The organism is Salinispirillum marinum (genome assembly GCF_042650105.1).
Taxonomy (GTDB): Bacteria; Pseudomonadota; Gammaproteobacteria; order Pseudomonadales; family Natronospirillaceae; genus Salinispirillum; species Salinispirillum marinum.
The window spans coordinates 322,705-343,824 of record NZ_JBHSAL010000005.1 but is presented as its reverse complement, the minus strand read 5'-3'; the positions used below and the strand labels follow the sequence as shown (position 1 = coordinate 343,824).

At 50.6% G+C, this 21,120-nt stretch carries 36 protein-coding genes, 3 tRNA genes and 1 pseudogene; 38 read left to right on the top strand and 2 right to left on the bottom strand.

The window, feature by feature from the left end; translation table 11 throughout:
• The first annotated feature begins 305 nt into the window (after positions 1-305).
• The 36 genes from ACFOSD_RS15205 (at position 306) to ACFOSD_RS15030 (ending at position 19,081) form a co-directional block, all read left to right on the top strand.
• Complete coding sequence (locus tag ACFOSD_RS15205; protein ID WP_380698255.1) at positions 306-1,247, top strand: biotin--[acetyl-CoA-carboxylase] ligase; 942 nt, start codon at positions 306-308, stop codon at positions 1,245-1,247.
• Positions 1,231-1,956 carry a type III pantothenate kinase gene (locus ACFOSD_RS15200; RefSeq protein WP_380698257.1) on the top strand — a complete coding sequence of 242 codons (726 nt, stop codon included), beginning with the start codon at positions 1,231-1,233 and terminating at the stop codon, positions 1,954-1,956. The genes ACFOSD_RS15205 and ACFOSD_RS15200 overlap by 17 nt, the downstream gene beginning before the upstream one ends.
• Positions 1,956-2,690: an SPOR domain-containing protein gene (locus ACFOSD_RS15195; protein WP_380698259.1), complete on the top strand. Its 735-nt coding sequence runs from the start codon at positions 1,956-1,958 to the stop codon at positions 2,688-2,690. The genes ACFOSD_RS15200 and ACFOSD_RS15195 overlap by 1 nt, the downstream gene beginning before the upstream one ends.
• A 122-nt stretch (positions 2,691-2,812) precedes the next feature.
• Positions 2,813-2,896: transfer RNA gene (locus ACFOSD_RS15190), tRNA-Tyr, on the top strand.
• Between the two features lie 12 nt (positions 2,897-2,908).
• Positions 2,909-2,982: transfer RNA gene (locus ACFOSD_RS15185), tRNA-Gly, on the top strand.
• 9 nt (positions 2,983-2,991) lie between these two features.
• Positions 2,992-3,066 (top strand) — tRNA-Thr (locus ACFOSD_RS15180).
• Positions 3,067-3,137: 71 nt separating this feature from the next.
• A complete protein-coding gene (gene tuf / locus ACFOSD_RS15175) occupies positions 3,138-4,334 on the top strand; it encodes an elongation factor Tu (RefSeq protein WP_380709202.1) in 1,197 nt (398 codons plus the stop codon).
• Between the two features lie 169 nt (positions 4,335-4,503).
• Positions 4,504-4,815 (top strand): 30S ribosomal protein S10, encoded by a 312-nt coding sequence (gene rpsJ, locus ACFOSD_RS15170; protein WP_380698063.1) that lies wholly within the window; start codon positions 4,504-4,506, stop codon positions 4,813-4,815.
• A 148-nt stretch (positions 4,816-4,963) separates the two neighbouring features.
• On the top strand, positions 4,964-5,596 hold the full coding sequence (gene rplC / locus ACFOSD_RS15165; protein ID WP_380698061.1) for a 50S ribosomal protein L3: 633 nt from the start codon (positions 4,964-4,966) through the stop codon (positions 5,594-5,596).
• A 10-nt stretch (positions 5,597-5,606) separates the two neighbouring features.
• Positions 5,607-6,215 (top strand): 50S ribosomal protein L4, encoded by a 609-nt coding sequence (rplD, locus tag ACFOSD_RS15160; RefSeq protein WP_380698059.1) that lies wholly within the window; start codon positions 5,607-5,609, stop codon positions 6,213-6,215.
• Entirely contained in the window at positions 6,212-6,511 is a 300-nt protein-coding gene (rplW, locus tag ACFOSD_RS15155; protein ID WP_380698057.1) for a 50S ribosomal protein L23, read from the top strand. Before rplD ends, rplW begins: the two co-directional genes overlap by 4 nt.
• 13 nt (positions 6,512-6,524) lie before the next feature.
• A complete protein-coding gene (gene rplB, locus ACFOSD_RS15150; RefSeq protein WP_380698055.1) occupies positions 6,525-7,349 on the top strand; it encodes a 50S ribosomal protein L2 in 825 nt (274 codons plus the stop codon).
• A gap of 16 nt (positions 7,350-7,365) precedes the next feature.
• Positions 7,366-7,641, top strand: coding sequence for a 30S ribosomal protein S19 (gene rpsS / locus ACFOSD_RS15145; protein WP_304995065.1), 276 nt, complete (start codon positions 7,366-7,368; stop codon positions 7,639-7,641).
• 11 nt (positions 7,642-7,652) lie between these two features.
• Entirely contained in the window at positions 7,653-7,982 is a 330-nt protein-coding gene (rplV, locus tag ACFOSD_RS15140) for a 50S ribosomal protein L22 (RefSeq protein WP_380698052.1), read from the top strand.
• Positions 7,983-7,996: 14 nt separating this feature from the next.
• Entirely contained in the window at positions 7,997-8,680 is a 684-nt protein-coding gene (rpsC, locus tag ACFOSD_RS15135; RefSeq protein ID WP_380698050.1) for a 30S ribosomal protein S3, read from the top strand.
• Positions 8,681-8,690: 10 nt separating this feature from the next.
• Positions 8,691-9,104, top strand: a complete 414-nt coding sequence (rplP, locus tag ACFOSD_RS15130) for a 50S ribosomal protein L16 (protein WP_380698048.1) — start codon at positions 8,691-8,693, stop codon at positions 9,102-9,104.
• Positions 9,104-9,307, top strand: coding sequence for a 50S ribosomal protein L29 (rpmC, locus tag ACFOSD_RS15125; RefSeq protein WP_380698046.1), 204 nt, complete (start codon positions 9,104-9,106; stop codon positions 9,305-9,307). Before rplP ends, rpmC begins: the two co-directional genes overlap by 1 nt.
• Position 9,308: 1 nt before the next feature.
• The gene (gene rpsQ, locus ACFOSD_RS15120; RefSeq protein ID WP_380698044.1) at positions 9,309-9,569 is read left to right on the top strand and encodes a 30S ribosomal protein S17; all 261 of its coding nucleotides are present in this window, start codon (positions 9,309-9,311) and stop codon (positions 9,567-9,569) included.
• A gap of 35 nt (positions 9,570-9,604) precedes the next feature.
• The gene (gene rplN, locus ACFOSD_RS15115) at positions 9,605-9,973 is read left to right on the top strand and encodes a 50S ribosomal protein L14 (RefSeq protein WP_380698042.1); all 369 of its coding nucleotides are present in this window, start codon (positions 9,605-9,607) and stop codon (positions 9,971-9,973) included.
• Positions 9,974-10,011: 38 nt separating this feature from the next.
• Positions 10,012-10,341 (top strand): 50S ribosomal protein L24, encoded by a 330-nt coding sequence (rplX, locus tag ACFOSD_RS15110; protein ID WP_380698040.1) that lies wholly within the window; start codon positions 10,012-10,014, stop codon positions 10,339-10,341.
• 14 nt (positions 10,342-10,355) lie between these two features.
• Positions 10,356-10,895, top strand: coding sequence for a 50S ribosomal protein L5 (gene rplE, locus ACFOSD_RS15105; protein ID WP_380698038.1), 540 nt, complete (start codon positions 10,356-10,358; stop codon positions 10,893-10,895).
• Between the two features lie 22 nt (positions 10,896-10,917).
• Positions 10,918-11,223 (top strand): 30S ribosomal protein S14, encoded by a 306-nt coding sequence (rpsN, locus tag ACFOSD_RS15100; RefSeq protein ID WP_380698036.1) that lies wholly within the window; start codon positions 10,918-10,920, stop codon positions 11,221-11,223.
• Between the two features lie 100 nt (positions 11,224-11,323).
• Complete coding sequence (rpsH, locus tag ACFOSD_RS15095; protein ID WP_380698034.1) at positions 11,324-11,716, top strand: 30S ribosomal protein S8; 393 nt, start codon at positions 11,324-11,326, stop codon at positions 11,714-11,716.
• Between the two features lie 12 nt (positions 11,717-11,728).
• Positions 11,729-12,262: a 50S ribosomal protein L6 gene (gene rplF, locus ACFOSD_RS15090; RefSeq protein WP_380698032.1), complete on the top strand. Its 534-nt coding sequence runs from the start codon at positions 11,729-11,731 to the stop codon at positions 12,260-12,262.
• 16 nt (positions 12,263-12,278) lie between these two features.
• Positions 12,279-12,629, top strand: coding sequence for a 50S ribosomal protein L18 (gene rplR / locus ACFOSD_RS15085; protein WP_380698030.1), 351 nt, complete (start codon positions 12,279-12,281; stop codon positions 12,627-12,629).
• An 8-nt stretch (positions 12,630-12,637) separates the two neighbouring features.
• A complete protein-coding gene (gene rpsE / locus ACFOSD_RS15080; RefSeq protein WP_380698028.1) occupies positions 12,638-13,141 on the top strand; it encodes a 30S ribosomal protein S5 in 504 nt (167 codons plus the stop codon).
• 3 nt (positions 13,142-13,144) lie between these two features.
• The gene (gene rpmD, locus ACFOSD_RS15075; protein ID WP_380698026.1) at positions 13,145-13,330 is read left to right on the top strand and encodes a 50S ribosomal protein L30; all 186 of its coding nucleotides are present in this window, start codon (positions 13,145-13,147) and stop codon (positions 13,328-13,330) included.
• 3 nt (positions 13,331-13,333) lie between these two features.
• Positions 13,334-13,768, top strand: a complete 435-nt coding sequence (gene rplO / locus ACFOSD_RS15070; protein WP_380698024.1) for a 50S ribosomal protein L15 — start codon at positions 13,334-13,336, stop codon at positions 13,766-13,768.
• A gap of 1 nt (position 13,769) precedes the next feature.
• A complete protein-coding gene (secY, locus tag ACFOSD_RS15065; protein WP_380698022.1) occupies positions 13,770-15,101 on the top strand; it encodes a preprotein translocase subunit SecY in 1,332 nt (443 codons plus the stop codon).
• Positions 15,102-15,126: 25 nt separating this feature from the next.
• Positions 15,127-15,240, top strand: a complete 114-nt coding sequence (rpmJ, locus tag ACFOSD_RS15060; RefSeq protein ID WP_380698020.1) for a 50S ribosomal protein L36 — start codon at positions 15,127-15,129, stop codon at positions 15,238-15,240.
• A 116-nt stretch (positions 15,241-15,356) separates the two neighbouring features.
• Complete coding sequence (rpsM, locus tag ACFOSD_RS15055; RefSeq protein WP_304995049.1) at positions 15,357-15,713, top strand: 30S ribosomal protein S13; 357 nt, start codon at positions 15,357-15,359, stop codon at positions 15,711-15,713.
• 29 nt (positions 15,714-15,742) lie between these two features.
• Positions 15,743-16,135: a 30S ribosomal protein S11 gene (gene rpsK, locus ACFOSD_RS15050; RefSeq protein WP_380698017.1), complete on the top strand. Its 393-nt coding sequence runs from the start codon at positions 15,743-15,745 to the stop codon at positions 16,133-16,135.
• A gap of 15 nt (positions 16,136-16,150) precedes the next feature.
• Positions 16,151-16,771, top strand: coding sequence for a 30S ribosomal protein S4 (rpsD, locus tag ACFOSD_RS15045; protein WP_380698015.1), 621 nt, complete (start codon positions 16,151-16,153; stop codon positions 16,769-16,771).
• A 27-nt stretch (positions 16,772-16,798) separates the two neighbouring features.
• Entirely contained in the window at positions 16,799-17,800 is a 1,002-nt protein-coding gene (locus tag ACFOSD_RS15040) for a DNA-directed RNA polymerase subunit alpha (RefSeq protein ID WP_380698013.1), read from the top strand.
• 26 nt (positions 17,801-17,826) lie between these two features.
• Entirely contained in the window at positions 17,827-18,222 is a 396-nt protein-coding gene (gene rplQ / locus ACFOSD_RS15035) for a 50S ribosomal protein L17 (RefSeq protein ID WP_380698011.1), read from the top strand.
• Positions 18,223-18,391: 169 nt separating this feature from the next.
• Entirely contained in the window at positions 18,392-19,081 is a 690-nt protein-coding gene (locus ACFOSD_RS15030) for a hypothetical protein (protein WP_380698009.1), read from the top strand.
• Here the strand turns inward: ACFOSD_RS15030 and ACFOSD_RS15025 are convergent.
• Both ACFOSD_RS15025 and ACFOSD_RS15020 read right to left on the bottom strand, forming a co-directional pair.
• A complete protein-coding gene (locus ACFOSD_RS15025; protein ID WP_380698082.1) occupies positions 18,978-19,592 on the bottom strand; it encodes a ComF family protein in 615 nt (204 codons plus the stop codon). The two genes, ACFOSD_RS15030 and ACFOSD_RS15025, sit on opposite strands and share 104 nt — an antisense overlap.
• A gap of 9 nt (positions 19,593-19,601) precedes the next feature.
• Positions 19,602-19,784: pseudogene (locus ACFOSD_RS15020) on the bottom strand (double zinc ribbon domain-containing protein); the annotation flags it as partial.
• 152 nt (positions 19,785-19,936) lie between these two features.
• Here ACFOSD_RS15020 and ACFOSD_RS15015 point away from each other — a divergent pair.
• Positions 19,937-20,194, top strand: a complete 258-nt coding sequence (locus ACFOSD_RS15015) for a hypothetical protein (RefSeq protein ID WP_380698007.1) — start codon at positions 19,937-19,939, stop codon at positions 20,192-20,194.
• A 13-nt stretch (positions 20,195-20,207) separates the two neighbouring features.
• On the top strand, positions 20,208-21,119 hold the full coding sequence (locus ACFOSD_RS15010) for a putative metalloprotease CJM1_0395 family protein (RefSeq protein ID WP_380698005.1): 912 nt from the start codon (positions 20,208-20,210) through the stop codon (positions 21,117-21,119).
• Position 21,120: the final 1 nt, after the last annotated feature.

Below are 21,120 nucleotides of genomic sequence, written 5' to 3'. Positions count from 1 at the left end.
GGTCTCCCCATGTGAGAGTAGGTCATCGTCAAGCTCCTAACAGACCAACGAACCCAGCCTTGTGCTGGGTTTTTTGGTTTTGAGGCAAGGCAAACATGCCCCCAAAACGGGCTTTCGGGGTGTGCCTCCGGCGCTCCACGGCAGGTCGGGAGGCCGCCTTGAAGCACTCGCCCTACGCCCGCGGAATGTTCATCAACATGGGCTCAAGCAAACCTCCAAGGCAGGTCGATATGCCTTGGCTTGGTTACATTGCCACTCGCGGGTCAACGCGTCATAATGCGCGCTCTCCCTTATCTCTACTTATCATGGACAAAATCTCTCAATACGAACATATCCTTAAGCGACTCCAGCGAGAAGAATTTGTCTCTGGTTCGGCGTTGGCGGTTGATTTAGGCGTGTCGCGTACCGTGATCAATAGACGCCTGCAAGAACTTAGTTCTATGGGACTGCGCACTGATGCCATCTCTGGACGAGGTTACCGTTTGGACGAACGAGTGAAGTTGTTAGATGTTTCTGCACTCACGATCCCCCAAGGTTTTCAGTTTCAGCGGCATTTGATTACTGCGTCGACCAATGATGATGTATTGGCCCTGCTTCGACTCGCTTCGCATCCCGTCATTGTTACTACTGAGTTTCAAAGTGGCGGTCGAGGCCGCCGTGGCCGAGCGTGGCAAAACGCTTTCGGGCAGGATCTGGCGGTCAGCTTCGGCTTCCCCATAGAGGGTGTTGAAGGGATAAAACCTTACAGTGTCATTGCTGGTTTTGCTTTGGCAAAAGCACTAAAAGGGTGGGGGCTGGAGAACGTAGGCGTAAAATGGCCAAATGATCTGTACGTTAACGATGGCAAAATTGCCGGTGTTCTCACCGAATTACATACCCTGCCGTCTGGGGTCATGTATGTGGTCATGGGTGTTGGCATGAATATCAATCGGAAGGACTTTTCAGCAGTCGATCAAGCCGCGACATCCTTGGCGCGTGAAATGGGTCACGAAGTCAGTAGAACGGATGTGTTAGGCTTAATTGTAAGCGTGTTAGGTGATTTAATTAAGTCGCAGTTTGCGCAATACGATGCACAAGAATGGAAGCCATTCGATGTATTATACGAACGCCAGATTGATGTCTTGCAGGGTGAAAATATCCGTTCCGGTATAGCGCAAGGCGTCGCCCACGATGGCAGTCTCTGGTTCGTTTGCAATGGTGAACGCACGGCGTTGAACGGAGGCGAAATCAGTGTCCGACCAAAGTGAGCCGTTGCTCATGGATGTGGGGAATACCTATGTCCATTGGGCATTAGGTGAGCGCTTCGGGCAGTTCCTGTCACGCCACATGCCGCTGGAATTGCCTGTAGAGTTAAATGAGATTTTGGAAAACATAAAGGATGTTGTGCTGGTTTCAGTGCGCCGTGCCAATGTGCAGGAAGAGTTGCTTACCTTGGCCCCGACAGCACAGTGGCATATTGCACATACGTTTCCTCGTTCAATCTTGAGCAGTGATTACGATACAGAACGCTTAGGTAGCGATCGGTGGGTCGGTATGCTTGGTGCTGTTGCCTTGGGTTTGACGGAAACCGGCAGTGCTGTGTGCTTGATTGATGCTGGTACTGCGGTGACCATAGATATGTTGCGGGGTCGCCATCATATCGGTGGCTGGATAATGCCTGGCTACCGAGTGTGGTTTGATAGTCTGCTAAAAGAAACGGATATGGGTTTGGATCGACCGGATTCTCCAGCTCGGGCTTTGGGTGCGAGCACCAATCATGCGGTTGCGAATGCCTGGGTTAGTGCGGTCTGTGCTATGGTTGCATTGCGAAAAGCTGAGATGCCGGGTCTGAGTGTCGTAGTGACAGGCGGTGATGCATCGCGTCTCGCACCCTGGATACCCGATGCATTATATATTCCTGATTTAATCTTTCAGGGTTTGGGGTTTTGGAATCAACATTGTAAGGCGATCGTCTAGTGCGATGGATTGTTATTAGTTTACTGGGTTTGAATTTGGCCGTTGGTGTTTGGTTCGGGTTTGTTGCGGAGCCGAGCGACAGCCCTGGTCAAGCTGAAGTGGCTGATCTGCGTTTTGGTTCTATTGTTCTAGCGGAGCCTTCGAGCGCTGCCAACAGCGTGACAGAAGTCAACTCAGCCGATGGCGTTGCCATGCGTGCGGAAGTATCAGAGGCCGCATTAAGTGATCCGAGCAGAGACTCACGGCGAGATACGCCTCCACAGTGCGCGTTTATCGGGCGGTTTGCCAATGCAGGCGAAGCTGAAACTGCCCGGATTCGGTTGTCCGGTCTGGAGGTTGCGGTAGAGGTTCTAAGTTCAGAGGTTCCTATTGAGCCACTGTGGTGGGTGTATATTCCGCCTTTTATTAACGCAGCGTCCGCCGAGCGTGAATTGCGTTTATTGAATCAACGTAATATCGAGAGCTTCTTAGTGTCCAGTGGCGAGTATCGAAATGCTTTGTCTTTGGGCTACTTTCGCAGTCGGGACAATGCAGTAGGTTTGCATGAACGACTGAGCGCGGATATTCCGGCTGTCACCGTACGTGAAATAGAACGCACCACCTCGGTGTGGTGGCTGCGAGCACAGCCTGAGAGTGCCTCGTTGATCAGTGCAGCAACCCTGCGTACAGTGACTGGAAGCGCTGGCAACCTGACATTGCAGAGAATGGACTGTAGTTGGTTGCAAAATTCCTAAGAGCTGCTACTATGTCGGCCGGTTTTCGGTGGTAAACCAGTCTCTAGATCGCTAAGTAATTGTTAAGAAAGAAATTTTTTCTTGACACTGTATAGGTGGATATGGAGAATGCAGCACCGTTCGGAGGGGTTCCCGAGTGGCTAAAGGGAGCAGACTGTAAATCTGCCGCGCAAGCTTCGGTGGTTCGAATCCGCCCCCCTCCACCAATTTCCATGCTCGCGGGTATGGTACAATGGTAGCACCTCAGCCTTCCAAGCTGATGATGCGGGTTCGATTCCCGCTACCCGCTCCAAATAGTTATGCTTGCGTAGCTCAGTGGTAGAGCACTCCATTGGTAATGGAGAGGTCACGCGTTCAAGTCGCGTCGTGAGCACCAGTTTAAACGACAGGCATCTAGCCTGTCTTTTATTATGTAGGCTAGAAAATACATTAAGAGAGGCAGGTTTTATGTCAAAGGCAACCTTTGAGCGCAGCAAGCCCCACCTGAACGTGGGCACCATTGGTCACGTAGACCACGGTAAAACAACACTGACTGCAGCCCTGACGCGCGTTTGTTACGACGTATGGGGAACAGGCGAAAAGCGTGCGTTCGACCAGATCGACAACGCACCTGAAGAGCGTGCGCGTGGTATCACCATCGCCACATCTCACGTTGAATACGATTCACCTGAGCGCCACTATGCGCACGTTGACTGCCCAGGGCACGCTGACTATGTGAAAAACATGATCACCGGTGCGGCGCAGATGGACGGCGCAATTTTGGTTTGTTCAGCCGCTGACGGCCCAATGCCACAAACGCGTGAGCACATCCTGTTGTCACGTCAGGTGGGTGTACCGTACATCGTTGTGTTCCTGAACAAAGCGGACATGGTCGACGACGAAGAGTTGTTGGAGCTGGTAGAAATGGAAGTGCGTGACCTGCTGTCGCAGTACGACTTCCCCGGTGACGACACGCCTATCATCATTGGTTCTGCTCTGATGGCGTTGGAAGGCAAAGACGACAACGAAATGGGTACAACTGCGGTTAAGAAACTGGTGGAAACACTGGATTCTTACATCCCAGAACCTGAGCGTGCGATTGACCAGCCGTTCCTGATGCCTGTAGAAGACGTATTCTCTATCGCTGGTCGTGGTACCGTAGTAACGGGCCGTATCGAGCGCGGTATTGTTAAGACTGGTGATGAAGTATCGATCGTTGGTATTCGTGAAACCACGAAGACCACCGTAACCGGTGTTGAAATGTTCCGCAAGCTGCTCGACGAAGGTCGTGCGGGTGAGAACGTAGGCGCCCTGTTGCGTGGTACTAAGCGCGATGACGTAGAGCGTGGCCAAGTATTGGCTAAGCCCGGCACCATCACGCCGCACACCAAGTTCGAAGCCGAAGTATACGTACTGAGCAAAGAAGAAGGTGGTCGTCATACGCCATTCTTCAAAGGTTACCGTCCCCAGTTCTACTTCCGTACAACTGACGTAACCGGTAGCTGTGAATTGCCAGAAGGCGTAGAAATGGTAATGCCAGGTGACAACGTTAAGATGGAAGTGACACTGATCGCGCCCATCGCGATGGAAGACAACCTGCGTTTTGCAATTCGTGAAGGTGGCCGTACCGTTGGTGCGGGCGTTGTAGCGAAAATCATCGAGTGATGATCCTGCCGCGTTAAGCGGCGTGTGAAGAAAGGGGGCGTCGATTGGCGCCCCCTTTTTTTAATTGGATGTCGTCATTGACACCGTCATGACGCATCAATATAATGCGCGTCCCTCAGTAGGCCTGAGGGCGCGTAATGCTGTTTAACAATTTCGGAGTTTTGGTCACATGCAGAACCAAAAGATCAGAATTCGCCTGAAGGCGTTTGATCATCGTTTGATCGATGCATCCACGCAGGAGATTGTCGACACGGCCAAGCGTACTGGCGCACAGGTACGGGGACCTATCCCTTTGCCTACTAAGCGCGAGCGCTACACCGTATTGGTTTCTCCTCACGTGAATAAAGATGCACGCGATCAATATGAGTTGCGGACACACAAACGCATGCTGGACATCGTTGAGCCTACTGAAAAAACAGTAGATGCCTTGATGAAGTTAGATCTAGCAGCGGGCGTTGATGTTCAAATTAGTCTGGGTTAAGCGTTTGTTTTAGCCGTTATTGTTAGCGGCCGCTTGGTAACAAGTGACAAACGCCTCCTGTGTAACAGCTCCAAGTGGAGCGGCCATAGCGGGTACCTCGCGGCAAGCATGCCGTATGGAGTAAGCCCCGTACATTGGAGTAATAAAGATGTCTATAGGTGTTATTGGCCGTAAGGCTGGTATGACGCGCATCTTCACTGCAGAAGGTGTGTCAGTGCCGGTTACGGTTATTGAAGTAACCCCCAACCGGGTTGCGCAAATCAAGTCTGTCGAAAGCGATGGCTATGCAGCCGTGCAAGTTGCTTTTGGTCAGCGCAAAGCTTCTCGTGTAACAAAATCTGAAGCCGGTCACTACGCTAAAGCGGGTGTTGAAGCGGGTGAGCTGGTACGTGAATTTCGTGCCGACGATCTCGGTGAGCTGAAGGTCGGCGACACAATTGGAGTGTCTATTTTCGAAGCGGGTCAAAAGATCGATGTGACAGGAACTTCGAAAGGTAAAGGCTTCCAAGGTGCCATCAAGCGCCACAATTTCAGTATGCAAGACGCTACCCACGGTAACTCTTTGTCTCACCGTGCGCCAGGTTCTATTGGTCAGTGTCAAACTCCCGGTCGTGTTTGGAAGGGCAAGAAAATGGCCGGCCACATGGGCGCAGAGCAAGTGACTGTCCAGACGCTGGAAATCGTGCGCGTCGACGCTGAACGTAATCTTCTGTTGGTGAAAGGTGCAGTACCTGGTGCAACATCCGGGCACGTCATCGTTAAACCAGCAGTTAAGGCTTGAGGGGACAGTCATGAATCTTAATGTAGTAGGTAGCAATAGCTCTACTGTTGAAGTATCTGACGCCACCTTCGGGAAGGACTTCAATGAAGCTCTAGTGCATCAGGTGGTTACGGCTTATATGGCCGCCGGCCGTCAGGGCAGTAAAGCACAGAAAACACGCAGTCAAGTATCTGGCGGTGGCGCTAAGCCATTCCGTCAAAAAGGTACAGGCCGTGCGCGTGCGGGTACTACCCGTAGTCCTATCTGGCGTTCAGGTGGCGTTACATTCGCCGCTACTCCACGTAGCTACGAACAAAAAGTTAACCGCAAAATGTATCGTGGTGCTATTCAGTCTATTTTGTCTGAATTGGTACGCCAAGAGCGTTTGATCGTTGTCGACGAACTGAACATCGCCGAGCCAAAGACCAAGTTGTTCTTGAGTAAGATGAAAGAATTGGGTCTGAACAATGCTTTGTTTGTGGCCGATGAAGTCACGGAAAACCTGTTCTTGTCTGCGCGCAATGTACCGCACGTCGATGTATTGGATGTGGCCGGTGTTGACCCTGTATCGCTGGTCGCTTTCGACAAAGTGGTCATGACAGTCGCCGCACTTAAGAAAGTTGAGGAGGTGTTGTCATGAGTCATCACCAAGAGCGTCTGCTGAAAGTATTGATGGGCCCTCATATTTCTGAGAAGGCTACCATCGTTGCTGACGGTAATGGCCAGTACGTTTTTCGCGTTGCACCTGATGCAACCAAGCCTGAAATTAAACAGGCCGTTGAGAAACTGTTCGAAGTGAAGGTACTGAACGTACGCACTTTGGTCCAAAAAGGCAAAGTCAAGCGCACAGCGCGTGGTCTTGGCAAACGCAACAACGTTAAAAAGGCGTATGTGCGTTTAGCTGAAGGTCAGGAAATTGACTTTCTGAGCGTGTAAGGGGTAGGCAAGCATGGCTATTGTAAAAGCGAAACCATCATCCGCCGGTCGTCGTCACGTCGTTCAGGTGAAAACACCTGATCTGCACAAAGGCGCCCCTTTTGCTGCGTTGGTGGAAAAGAAGTCACGTACGGGTGGTCGTAACAACCAAGGCCGTATTACAACTCGTCATATCGGCGGTGGGCACAAGCAACACTACCGTATGGTCGATTTTAAGCGTAACAAAGATGGTATTGCCGGTGTTGTAGAGCGCCTGGAATACGATCCTAACCGTAGCGCGCACATCGCCCTTGTACTGTATAAGGACGGCGAACGTCGTTACATTTTGGCGCCTCGTAACGTATCAGCTGGCAGTGAAGTATTGTCAGGTGAGCATGCGCCAATCAAACCCGGTAATGCGATGCCATTGCGTAACATTCCTGTGGGTAGTGTGGTTCACAACGTCGAGCTGAAGCCTGGTAAAGGTGGTCAGATCGCTCGTTCTGCCGGTACTTCCGTACAGTTGGTTGCGCGTGACAGTGGCTATGCCACCTTGCGTTTGCGTTCTGGTGAAATGCGTAAAGTATTGGTTGATTGCCGCGCTACATTAGGCGAAGTCAGCAATTCTGAGCACAGCCTACGGCAGTTGGGTAAAGCGGGTGCATCACGGTGGCGCGGCGTTCGTCCGACCGTTCGTGGTGTAGTCATGAACCCGGTTGACCACCCTCACGGTGGTGGTGAAGGTAAAACCTCTGGTGGTCGTCACCCTGTGACGCCATGGGGTGTACCGACTAAAGGTTACAAAACCCGTAAAAACAAGCGTACGGACAAATTCATTGTTCGTCGTCGTACTAAGTAACAAGAGGATATAGGCCGTGCCACGTTCTTTAAAGAAAGGTCCATTTGTAGACCTGCATTTAATGAAAAAGGTAGAGGCTGCTATTGAGAAAGGCGAGAAACGTCCAATTAAGACGTGGTCTCGTCGTAGCACCATCTTCCCTGAATTCATTGGGTTGACCATAGCAGTCCATAATGGCCGTCAACATGTTCCTGTATTCGTTACAGAAGACATGGTCGGTCATAAGTTAGGTGAATTCGCGCTGACCCGCACGTACAAAGGTCACGCTGCGGACAAGAAAGCCAAACGGTAGAGGTAGATAAAATGGAAACTAAAGCTGTATTGCGCGGTGCCCGTCTGTCTGCTCAGAAAGGCCGTTTGGTAGCAGACCTCATCCGGGGTAAGAAAGTTGAGGAAGCCTTAGACATTCTCACTTTCAGCCCTAAAAAAGGTGCTGCGATCATTAAGAAGGTGCTGGAGAGTGCAGTGGCGAACGCCGAGCACAATGATGGCGCAGATATCGACGAGCTGAAAGTATCAACGATCTTTGTTGATGAAGGCATGACGATGAAGCGTATTCGTCCACGAGCCAAAGGTCGCGCTGATCGCATCTTTAAGCGTTCGTGCCATATCACCGTCAAGGTCGCGGATTAACAGGAGAAGGTCAGATGGGTCAGAAAGTTCACCCAACCGGTATTCGCCTTGGGATTACCAAAGACCACCGTTCGGTGTGGTTTGCAGAATCCAAAGATTATGCCGACAAATTGGTAAATGACATTAAGGTTCGTGAATATCTCGAGAAAAAACTGGCGAAAGCGTCAGTGAGTAAAATCGTGATTGAACGTCCTGCACAGAACGCCAAGATTACGATTCACACAGCCCGTCCCGGCATTGTGATTGGTAAGAAAGGCGAAGATGTTGAAGTATTGCGTAATGACGTGTCCAAAATGATGGGCATTCCAGTACACATCAACATTGAAGAAATTCGTAAGCCTGATTTGGATGCGGTATTGGTCGGCCAGAACGTGGCTAGCCAGCTGGAACGTCGTGTGATGTTCCGTCGTGCCATGAAGCGTGCGGTTCAGAACGCTATGCGTGCTGGTGCCAAAGGCGTCAAAATCCAAGTAGGCGGACGTTTAGGCGGAGCTGAAATCGCGCGTACCGAGTGGTACCGCGAAGGTCGTGTGCCTTTGCATACTTTGCGTGCCGATATTGACTACGCAAACATCGAAGCACAGACCACCTACGGTATCCTGGGTATCAAAGTGTGGATCTTCAAAGGTGAAGTTCTGGGCGGCATTGAAGAAGTGCGCGCACAAGAAAAAGCACCCAAGAAGAAAGCAGCGCGGTAAGGAGTAGGTCATGTTACAGCCAAAACGTACCAAGTTTAGAAAAATGCAGAAGGGCCGCAACCGGGGCTTGGCATTGCGTGGTAGCAAAGTCAGTTTCGGTGAATATGCCCTGAAATCAATGGGCCGTGGCCGCATTACATCCCGTCAGATTGAAGCAGCGCGTCGTGCCATGACGCGTAAAGTCAAACGGGGCGGTAAGATTTGGATCCGAGTATTTCCTGACAAACCAATTTCCAAGAAGCCTCTTGAAGTGCGGATGGGTAAAGGTAAAGGTAGTGTGGAATATTGGGTTGCCCAAATTAAACCCGGTAAGGTCCTGTATGAAATGGAAGGTGTGTCTGAAGAATTGGCGCGTGAAGCATTCTCGCTTGCCGCAGCCAAACTTCCCGTACCTACCGTATTTGTAAAACGGACGGTGATGTAATGAAAGCTAACGAAATCCGTGAAAAGTCAGTTGAAGAACTGAACAAGCAATTGTTGGACTTGCTTCACGACCAGTTCAAATATCGTATGCAAAAGGCCACCGGCCAATTGAACCAAAATCATGTTTTGGGTCAAGTGCGTAAAGATATCGCTCGTGTCAAGACCGTGTTGAACGAGAAGGCGCGTGAGAAGTCAGGAGCTTAACATGTCAGAATCAAATGCTCGTACAGTAGTAGGTCAAGTGGTCAGTAATAAAGCCGACAAGACCATTACTGTTTTGGTTGAGCGCAGCGTGAAACATCCGATGTATGGAAAGATCATGACGCGTTCAACAAAATTACATGCGCACGATGAGAACAATGAATGCCTAGAAGGCGACGTTGTCACGATTCGGGAGTCGCGTCCGTATTCCAAGCAAAAAACTTGGACTTTGGTCAACATCGTTGAGCGTGCTGCCAGCCTTTAAGGCTGGTAACGCTCAGTGTCTGTGGAGTTTGTAAGATGATTCAAACACAAACGATACTCGACGTGGCGGACAACAGCGGTGCCAAACGTGTTCAATGCATCAAGGTACTGGGTGGTTCTCACCGTCGTTATGCAAGAATTGGTGATCTGATCAAGGTCTCCGTGAAGGAAGCAATTCCCCGCGGCAAGGTCAAGAAAGGTCAGGTTATGAATGCTGTAGTTGTACGTACCAAGAAAGGCGTGCGTCGTGCAGATGGTTCGGTAATTCGGTTCGATACGAATTCCGCAGTGTTGTTGAACAACAACCAAGCACCCATCGGTACACGTATTTTCGGACCTGTTACGCGCGAACTGCGTACTGAAAAATTCATGAAGATCATTTCCCTGGCGCCGGAAGTTCTGTAATTAAAACAGGCTAGACGGTAGCAGGAAGTGGAGGAACGATGAGAAAGTTGAAAACAGGTGATGAAGTCATCGTGATTGCCGGAAAAGATAAAGGCAAGCGCGGTAAAATCACCAAAGTGATCAAAAACGAGCGGTCAGGTGACAAGTTCGTGGTTGCAGGCATCAATAAGGTGAAGAAGCACCAGAAGCCTAATCCACAAGCTAACGTGGCCGGCGGTATTGTAGAAAAAGAATTGCCCATCGCTGCATCTAACGTTGCGATCTTCAATCCGGAAACCAGTAAAGGTGACCGTGTTGGGTTCAAGACATTGGAAGATGGCCGCAAGGTTCGTTTCTTCAAGTCCAATAGCCAGCAGATCGACGAGTAAGGGCGGAATCGGATATGTCAAGACTTAAAGAATTGTACAAATCTGACGTAGTGCCTGCTCTGACCCAAGAGTTTGGCTACAAGAACGTCATGGAAGTGCCACGCGTAACCAAGATCACCCTGAACATGGGTGTTGGTGAAGCGATTGGTGACAAGAAGCAGATTGAAAACGCCATTGCTGATTTAGAAGCCATAGCGGGTCAAAAAGCGGTTGTTACAAAAGCACGTAAATCCATCGCAGGCTTCAAGATTCGTGAAGGCTGGCCGATCGGTGCCAAGGTAACCCTGCGCAAAGAGCGTATGTGGGAATTCCTGGACCGTCTGGTTGATATTTCATTGCCTCGTGTACGTGACTTCCGCGGCATCAATCCTAAGTCGTTTGATGGTCGTGGTAACTACAGTATGGGTGTGCGTGAGCAGATCATCTTCCCGGAAATTGAGTACGATAAAGTCGACAAATTGCGTGGTCTAGATATCACCATTACGACGACAGCTCGTACTAACGATGAAGGCCGTGCTTTGCTGAAAGCTCTGTCCTTCCCATTCCGCAACTAAGCTACGGAGCAGGAGTACAGATATGGCTAAGCAAAGTATGAAGGCCCGCGAAGACAAGCGCGCCAAGTTGGTTGCCAAGTACGCCGAAAAGCGTGCGGCGCTGAAGGCAACCATTAACAATCCAAACAGTTCTGATGAAGAGCGTTGGGAAGCTCAGATCGCGCTGCAAAAGCTGCCGCGTGATGCGAGTCCGGTACGTCAGCAGCGTCGTTGCCAGCTGACTGGCCGTCCACACGCTGTTTACCGGAAGTTCGGTTTAAGCCGAAACATGCTGCGCGCGCACACAATGCGTGGTAATGTACCCGGCCTGAAAAAAGCAAGCTGGTAAAACAGCGCATCGATAAGCAGGGCTGAACGCCCTGTTTTCTGGTTTTAACCAGCCAGAGAACAGGGTTTAAGCCCTGCTGCACATGAGTGAGGAATAACCAATGAGTATGCAAGATACGTTGGCGGATATGTTTACGCGTATTCGCAACGGGCAGCAAGCGGGTAAAGAAACCGTTACCATGCCTGCTTCCAAGTTGAAGAAGTCTGTTGCTGAAGTTCTGATCGCCGAAGGCTATCTGGCTTCTGTAGAAGTGACTGAAGGCCCTAAGCCTGAATTAACAGTCGCCCTGAAATACTATCAGGATAAGCCTGTTATCGAGAGCATCAAGCGCGTTAGCCGCCCTGGATTACGTCAGTACCGTGGTGCTGATAAGATCACTAAGGTGTCTGCTGGCTTGGGTGTGTCCATCGTCTCCACCTCGCAGGGAATTATGACCGATCGTGCAGCCCGTCAGGCTGGCATCGGTGGTGAGATCATCTGCGAAGTATTCTAAGGGGGTTTAACGATGTCTCGTATAGCTAATCAACCGGTAGTTGTACCTGCTGGCGTGGAAGTAAAGATCGCCGACAGTACTGTTACTGTTAAGGGTGGCAAAGGTCAGTTGCAATTGAACCTGCACCCTACCGTCAGCGTCAAACAAGATGCTGGTGTATTGTCTTTCGCCGCCAATGACGGTGCAAAGCAATCGCGTGCCATGGCCGGTACTACCCGTTCTTTGGTCAACAATATGGTCATTGGTGTCAGTCAGGGCTTTGAAAAGCGTCTGCAGCTGTTAGGTGTTGGTTATCGCGCCAAAGCCAATGGTCGTACATTAAACCTGACCTTGGGTTTTTCTCACCCCATCGATTACGAACTTCCAGAAGGTGTAACGGCTGAAACGCCGTCACAAACTGAAGTGGTTGTAACGGGTGTTGATAAGCAACAGGTCGGTCAGGTGGCAGCCGAGATTCGCGCCTTCCGTGCACCAGAACCTTACAAAGGTAAAGGTGTTCGTTATGCGAACGAACAGGTTCGCCGTAAAGAAACCAAGAAGAAGTAAGGGGTAGGGCTAAATAATGGACGCTAAAAAGCAATCTCGTATTCGCCGTGCTCGTCGTAGTCGGATGAAAATTCGTGAACTCGGCGCGAATCGCCTGTGTATTCACCGTACGCCACGTCATATCTACGCCCAAGTCATCTCTCCAGATGGTGGTAAGGTGTTGGCCAGCGCATCGACATTAGATGCAGAGCTGCGCAGTGGTGCAACTGGCAATGTGGACGCAGCGACCAAAGTAGGTCAGTTGATCGCGTCACGTGCCAAAGCGGCTGGTGTTGAAAGCGTAGCTTTCGATCGCTCTGGCTTCAAATATCATGGCCGTGTGAAAGCATTAGCTGATGCTGCCCGCGAAGGTGGATTACAGTTCTAGAGGTGATTATGTCGAACGTCGATCAACAGCAGTCTGTAGAGCTGCAGGAAAAATTGGTTCAAGTGAACCGTGTTGCCAAAGTGGTTAAAGGTGGTCGTGTTTTCGGCTTCACCGCACTGACCGTGGTAGGCGATGGTAAAGGTAAGGTTGGTTTTGGTCGTGGCAAGGCAAAAGAAGTGCCTGCTGCTATCCAGAAAGCAATGGATGCGGCACGCCGCAACGTTGTGACCATTGATTTAGATGGCACCACTCTGCAATACCCGGTTAAAGCACGTCATGGTGCGGCCAAGGTATATATGCAACCGGCCTCAGAAGGTACCGGTATCATTGCAGGCGGTGCGATGCGCGCGGTGTTGGAAATCGCCGGTGTGCACAACGTATTGGCTAAATGCTACGGCTCAACCAATCCGGTAAACGTTGTTCGTGCGACCATTAAAGGTCTTAGCGCAATGCGTTCTCCAGAAGAAGTGGCAGCCAAGCGTGGCAAGTCAGTTGACGAGATTCTGGGGTAAATCATGGCTAACAAAACGTTGAAAGTTGAATTGTTTCGTAGCCCGATCGCAACACTGCCTAAGCACAAGTTGTGCGTACAGGGTTTGGGTTTGCGCAAAATCGGTCAGGTTCGTGAATTAGAAGATACGCCTTCTGTTCGCGGTATGATCAACAAAGTTAACTACATGGTCCGTGTAGTAGGAGAGTAAGTCATGCGTTTGAATGAACTGAGTCCTGCTGCTGGCTCTACGCACAGCCCCAAGCGTGTTGGTCGTGGTATCGGCAGTGGTTTGGGTAAAACGGGTGGCCGTGGTCACAAAGGTCAGAAATCACGTTCAGGCGGTGGTGTTAAGCCAGGCTTTGAAGGTGGTCAGATGCCATTGCAGCGTCGTCTGCCAAAATTTGGTTTTACGTCGCGTAAGCAAGCCGTGCGTTCGGAAATCCGTTTGCATGAGCTGGCAAAAGTTGAAGGCGACGTCGTTGATCTGAAAACGCTGCAAGATGCCAACGTGGTGACACGTAGCATTAAAGTGGTCAAGGTCATCAACTCTGGCGAAATCAATCGCGCTGTTACGGTTAAAGGCTTGAGTGTCACTGAAGGTGCCAAGAAAGCTATCGAAGCAGCGGGCGGAAAAGTAGAGGCGTAACGTGACTAAACAAGGTGCACTGCCGGCTGGCGCACAAAAAGGCATGGGTGAACTCGGTTCGCGCTTGCTGTTTGTGCTCCTCGCCATACTGGTTTATCGCATAGGTGCGCATATCCCAGTACCGGGAATCAATCCAGATCAACTGGCGGCGCTCTTTGAGCGTAACCGGGACACCATCCTGAGTATGTTCAATATGTTCTCAGGTGGTGCTCTTGAGCGGATGAGTATTTTTGCTTTGGGGATCATGCCGTACATTTCGGCATCGATCATCATGCAACTGCTCACGGTAGTAAGCCCACATATAGAACAGCTGAAGAAAGAGGGTGAGGCGGGTCGTCGTAAGATGAGCCAATACACGCGCTATGGCACCTTGGTGTTGGCAACGATTCAGTCGTTGGCCATCGCGGTAGGTTTGGCCAGTCAAGGCATTGCTTTTACTGACGCCTCCGGTGCCGTTTCTTGGCATTTCTATTTTGTGGCAATGGTGACATTGACCGCAGGCTCCATGTTTCTGATGTGGCTAGGTGAGCAGATCACTGAGCGCGGTGTTGGCAATGGTATTTCCTTGCTTATCTTCGCGGGTATTGTGGCCAGTTTGCCAGCTGCATTCGGTCAATCGTTCGAATCAGCTCGCCAAGGTCAACTGAACATCTTGTTACTACTGGGTATCGGTGTGTTCGCCATTGCTGTTGTTGCACTGGTGGTATTCATCGAGCGTGGACAGCGCAAAATAACCATCAACTACGCCAAGCGTCAGCAGGGTCGTAAGGTATTTGCTGCACAAACCAGTCATTTGCCGTTAAAGATCAATATGGCAGGTGTTATTCCGCCGATCTTCGCGTCAAGCTTGTTGATCTTTCCTGCGTCTATTGGCACATGGTTTGGGCAAAGCGAAAGCGCTGGGTGGCTGGCGGATGCAATGGTTTACCTGAGTCCGGGTCAACCGCTGTACTACTTGGTGTTCACTATCGCTGTTGTGTTCTTTTGCTACTTCTATACAGCAGTAACGTTCAATCCGAAAGATGTAGCAGAAAACCTGAAGCGCAGTGGCGCGTTTGTTCCGGGTATTCGCCCTGGTGAGCAAACGGCCCGCTATGTCGATGGTGTATCCGCTCGTTTAACGTTGTTTGGTGCTGGCTATATCGCCGTAGTGTCGTTGGTTCCTCAGGGCTTAGTGCAGGCCGCCGGGGCACCTTTCTTGTTTGGTGGCACGTCATTATTGATCGTCGTCGTGGTGGTGATGGACTTCATGTCGCAAGTGCAATCACACCTGATGTCGAATCAATACGCGTCCCTTATGAAAAAAGCTAATTTGAAAGGCTACAGCCGCTGAGGCTGTTGGTCGTCAGGAGAAAATCATGAAAGTTCGTGCATCTGTTAAAAAGATTTGCCGTAACTGCAAAATCATTCGCCGCAATGGTGCCGTTCGGGTGATTTGTTCAGATCCTAAGCACAAACAGCGCCAAGGATAAGCACTGGAGAATCAGCGCTTGCTTTTTTTAAAAGCAGGCGCTATTCTTCTGCGCCCTTCGTATCAGTGAACCTCTAGCACATATCGTGCTCACAACTTTGCAAACGGAGTAAACACATGGCACGTATTGCCGGCGTTAACATTCCTGACGCTAAGCATGCTGCGATTTCGCTCACCTACATCTTTGGGATTGGGCGGACAACTGCACGTAGCATCTGCGAAGCATCAGGCATTCAGCCAACTCGCAAGATTGGTGACTTGTCAGAAGACGAACTTGATGTCGTCCGTAATGAAGTCGCCAAGTACGCTGTTGAAGGCGACCTGCGTCGTGAAGTTCAGATGAACATCAAGCGATTGATGGATCTGGGCTGCTATCGCGGAATTCGCCACCGTCGCAGTTTGCCACTGCGTGGTCAGCGTACGAAAACGAATGCCCGGACTCGTAAAGGTCCGCGTAAACCTATTAAACGTTAATTAACCGAATTATTGACAGGAAATCGAAGATGGCTAAGCCAGGTACGAACAAGTCACGTAAGAAGGTGAAAAAGCAAATTGGTGATGGCGTAGCCCACATCTTTGCTTCGTTCAACAACACCATCGTGACCATTACGGATCGCCAAGGAAATGCCCTGAGTTGGGCAACGTCCGGCGGCTCCGGTTTCCGTGGATCGCGCAAAAGTACTCCTTTCGCAGCTCAGGTAGCAGCAGAACGTGCCGGTGTAGCCGCACAAGAGTATGGCGTTAAAAACCTCGATGTTGAGGTTAAGGGTCCCGGACCAGGTCGTGAATCGGCAGTGCGTGCATTAAACGCCTGTGGTTTCAAGATCACCAATATTACCGATGTAACGCCGATTCCACATAACGGCTGTCGTCCACCCAAAAAACGTCGCGTGTAAGGAGGGTTCAGAGAGATGGCAAGATATATTGGCCCTACGTGTAAACTGGCACGTCGCGAAGGAACAGATCTGTTCCTGAAAAGCGGTGTACGTTCACTCGATACGAAATGTAAGTTAGAAACAGCACCTGGTGTGCACGGCGCACGTCGCGGACGTCTGTCGGATTACGGCTTGCAGTTACGTGAAAAACAGAAAGTTCGTCGTATTTACGGCATTCTGGAAAAGCAGTTCCGCAACTACTATAAAGCGGCCGCTGCAAAGAAAGGCGCAACAGGTGAAAACTTGCTGCAATTGCTCGAAGGGCGTCTGGATAACGTGGTGTACCGTATGGGCTTTGGCTCAACACGTGCAGAAGCGCGCCAGCTCGTCGGTCACAAAGCGATCGAAGTTAATGGTCAACTGGTGAACATTCCTTCGTACCAGGTTCGTCCTGGCGATGTGGTATCTGTTCGTGAGAAGAGCCAAGCTCAGTTGCGCATCAAAGGCGCGATGGATTTGGCCGGTTCTCGTGCACCTATCGCTTGGATTGAAGTTGACAGCAAGAAGATGAGCGGTGTTTACAAAAACCGTCCAGAACGTTCTGATCTTGCTTCAGACATCAATGAAAACCTGATCGTGGAACTGTATTCCAAGTAATCGGATTGCTTAAAGGTAGGGGCATTTATGCAGCGTTTTATCAACGACTTTCTCATTCCACGACACATCGAGGTACAGGAGATATCGCCAACGCGCGCCAAAGTGGTGTTAGAGCCCTTGGAGCGTGGTTTTGGTCATACGCTGGGTAGTGCTCTGCGTCGTATTCTGCTGTCTTCATTACCCGGAGCTGCCATCACTGAGGTGGAAATCGACGGTGTGTTGCATGAGTACAGTGCTGTAGAAGGTGTAAAAGAAGATGTGTTAGACATCTTATTGAACCTGAAAGGCATTGCCATCAAGTTACACGACCGTGAAGAAGCCACTTTGACGCTGAAAAAGGCGGGCAAGGGTGTGATTACTGCCGGTGACATTCAATTGGATCACGGGGTGGAAATAGCTAACCCTGATCACGTTATTGCAACCTTGGCGGACAATGGCGCAATCAACATGACTTTGCATGTTGTCAGTGGCCGTGGATACCAAACAGCCGAATCGCGCTTTGCACCGGACGAGGATTCTCGTTCAGTGGGTAGGCTGCAATTAGACGCGTCATTCAGCCCTGTAGTGCGCATTGCATATAATGTTGATGCCGCTCGTGTTGAGCAACGTACTGACCTCGATAAATTGACATTGGATATCGAGTCCAATGGCACGATCGAGCCAGAAGAAGCGATTCGCTTTGCCGCAACGATTCTGCAACACCAATTGTCGTCTTTTGTTGACTTGCAGTCTGAGGCTCAAAAAGAGCCTGAGAAAGAAGAAGATCGTATTGATCCTATTCTGTTGCGTCCGGTAGACGATCTGGAATTGACAGTTCGTTCAGCAAACTGCCTGAAAGCAGAAAACATCTATTACATTGGTGATCTCATCCAACGTACTGAAGTTGAGTTGTTGAAAACACCTAACCTAGGCAAGAAGTCTTTGACTGAAATCAAAGATGTACTGGCTTCTAAAGGCTTGTCTTTGGGTATGGTGTTGGAAAGCTGGCCACCTGCCAGTCTGAAAAACGACGACAAAGTACTTGGGTAAACAACGAATCTGTAAGGAATTGAGTCATGCGTCATCGTAAAGCTGGCCGTAAATTCAATCGTAACAGTTCGCATCGCAAAGCGATGCTGCAAAACTTAACCATTGCACTGTTCGAGCATGAATTGATTAAAACGACTCTGCCTAAAGCGAAAGAACTTCGCTCTGTGGCTGAGCCATTGATTACAAAAGCAAAAGTGGATTCGGTAGCTAACCGTCGCTACGCTTTTGACCGTCTGCGTTCTAAAGATGCAGTAGGTAAGCTGTTCACCGATTTGGGTCCTCGTTATGAAGGCCGTCCCGGTGGTTATGTGCGTATTCTGAAGTGCGGTTTCCGCGCCGGTGATAACGCACCCATGGCTTATGTTGAATTGGTAGATCGTCCAGCAGCAGAAGATGTTGCTGAGGCAGCCGAAGCCGAATAAACGTAAGCGTAATGAAAAAAGGCCGCATTTGCGGCCTTTTTTTTGCTGTAAAGAAAGTACACTATTAAATCAGTGTAGTATCTGAACCGTTCGTGTATGTGAAAAGTTTGTGCGAATATCTCAGAGCCGCCTTAATAATTACAACAGCATAAAGTCGCTTGGAGGCTAAATGTTCAAACATGTTTCAATCGTAATGCTGTTGAGTGCCTTGCTGCTTAATTCAACCGTGTATGCTGTGGAATACATGATGGGCGAGCCACTCAGGGTTACGGTGAGTAGCGCCATTTTGCGTTCGGATCCTTGGGTGGGAGCACCCACCATCGATACATTGGATGAGTATGATAATCTGGTTTTTTTGGGTGAATATACGGTAGAACCCATCACGGCGACGGTCCGAGGTCGTTCTATTACAGCGCCTTTCATACAAGTGCGTACCGATGGCGGCCAAGTAGGTTGGATCTTTGCTGGCCTGGTTGAGGTGAACAATGATACCTCACTGCTGCGCGGTAAAGTGCGCTTGGTGGGCGAGGGCGCTTCACGGCAGCAGGTGATAGAGTTATATGGTCGTGATCAGGTGTTACATGATCGCCGCATGACCAGCCAACGTACCCGAGATTTGTTAGACCGCCTAGGGACGGATGAAGCATGGGAGTATTACTATTTCCGAGAAGGTGAGGGGGTTGCTTTCGGTTTCGTCGGTGATCGGGTGGAGGCGGTTGCCGTGCGGCAAGATGTCGTCAGTGACAACAACGCCGTCACCACCTTTTGGCGCTCCGTTGCGGGTTACCTGTCTCGTCCGTTGCGTCCAGAGTGTCATGAAATACCTGCCCCAGCCAGTTGCAGTGATTATCTCCGTTGATGGGTGTGCGGGCTAGTGTTGCGACGACAATACGCTGTGCACCTTGAGTGCGCAGCGTACGGGCGAGTTCATTGACGCTAGCCCCGGTGGTGAACACATCGTCAATCACCAGACAACCACCCTGTAAGCTTGGTGCAGTAAATACCTGGTTCATGGTGCGGGCGCGTTCCAAGCGCGATTGCTTTTCTAAGGCGGGTGTATGAATCACACGCTTCACCGTTGTAAGGTATGGCGCGCCTAGGCCGCATGCTATGCGCTGCGCCAGTAACTCAGCCTGATTATACCCGCGTCGCCAGCGTCGCCGCCGAGCCATCGGCATTCCTATGACCTGCCAACTTGCCCAGCCGTGATCAGGGACTTGAAGGTGCCGGATACGTTGCAGCAAAAGGTCGGTTAAGGGCCGGGCCAAACTCAGTTGTGCGCGGTATTTAAAGCCTTTGATGCATTCTGACCAGGGGCCGGAAAAGTCGCTCACGCTGATCAGTTGGTCGTAGTAGTGCCGTCTCTGCAAACATGCACCACAGACCATGCCAGATGCATACACAGGTGTTTGGCAAAACCGGCAACCGGGCGACGTATGAAGTAGGTCACGCTGGCAGGCTGAGCAAAATGCCCCCTGTAGGCTGGCCTCGCCACATAACGGGCAGTGTGTGCCTAGGCTTGTTGAAATTACGCGTTGGTAGGTGTGTCGAAGACGAGCCAAAATTTCCAATTATCGCATCCTTGATCGTAAACAGTGCAAATGTACGGTTCTTAATTTATTGAAGCAAGTCACACTTTTATTGGTTGATATTTGAACAGTTGATGGTGCGGTGCTAAACTCTATGTCATCAATGTCCACAGTAGGGGTCGTATATGTTGAGTTCTGCGATGAACGTGGGTGTGCAAGGCATTCAATCGGGTATGCGTCAGCTGGATCAGTCAGCTAATGATGTAGCGCGCGCATCGTTCCGTTCGGATACTAAACCCGTCGATACACTGGGTGCACGTGAAGGTTCTCTAGAGCAGGCGGTCGTAGAGCAAGTTGCCTCAACCTATATGGTGAAGGCTAATGCACGTACTGTAGAAGTCGCCTCAGAGACGTTAGGCACCGTGATCGACATGAAGGTGTAACGAGGTAGTCTCGATGTCCACCGTAACCGGTATGTTTCCTAATGCCATAACGCCAGCGTACTCTCTGGAGCGCGGGCAATTGGCTGTGCGGGCACCTGCCGTTGAAAGTGAGCTGTTCAAGCCCGTCAATGAGCCCGACGCCACCAGCGCCACGCTGAATCGCCGTGAATTAAACCCGGACGAACGTTTGATGGGCGGTGCGTCTTTATACTCGCCGAACAAATTTGATAAAACGCAAAAAGCCTCTGCAGAAGCAACAGAAGAACCGCTGCAATCGGAGCAGGAGCTGCGGGCCGCCAAGCGGCGGGGTGAACTGAACGCCGAACAGCAAGCCAAGCTGTCGGAAATAGAACAGTTGGCGCAGCGTGATCGCGAAGTTCGTCGCCATGAGCAAGCGCATCAAGCCGTTGGTGGTCAATATACCGGCGCTGTCAGTTATGTGTTTACGCAAGGGCCTGATGGCCGGAAATACGCCATTGCGGGTGAAGTCAGTGTGGATTTGTCGCGTGCGGGAGATCCTGAAGACACCATTCAGAAAATGGAGCAGATTAAGCGCGCAGCGTTAGCGCCCGCAGAACCTTCCAGCCAAGATCGCCAAATAGCCGCAGAAGCCGCTCAGATTATTGTTGATGCCCGCGCTGAAGCGCTGAAAATTCGCTTGGAGGAGAAGGAAGAGTCGTCTGAGAAACGGCGCAGTTTGCGCGAGGATTTTCAATTAACGACAGAACAACGACGAGAGCGACGTGAAGCCGAGAAAGCAGAGGAAGAGGCCACCAAAGGGATAGACGAAGACAGCAAACCAGTGAATACTGACGTATTGGCTCAGTTGTCTCGTACGCAACAGGTAATCGCTGAATTGCTGCGCAATCAAAGTATTCAAGCCACAAGAGACGAGCTGGGGAAATTCATTAACGCTCAGATTTAAT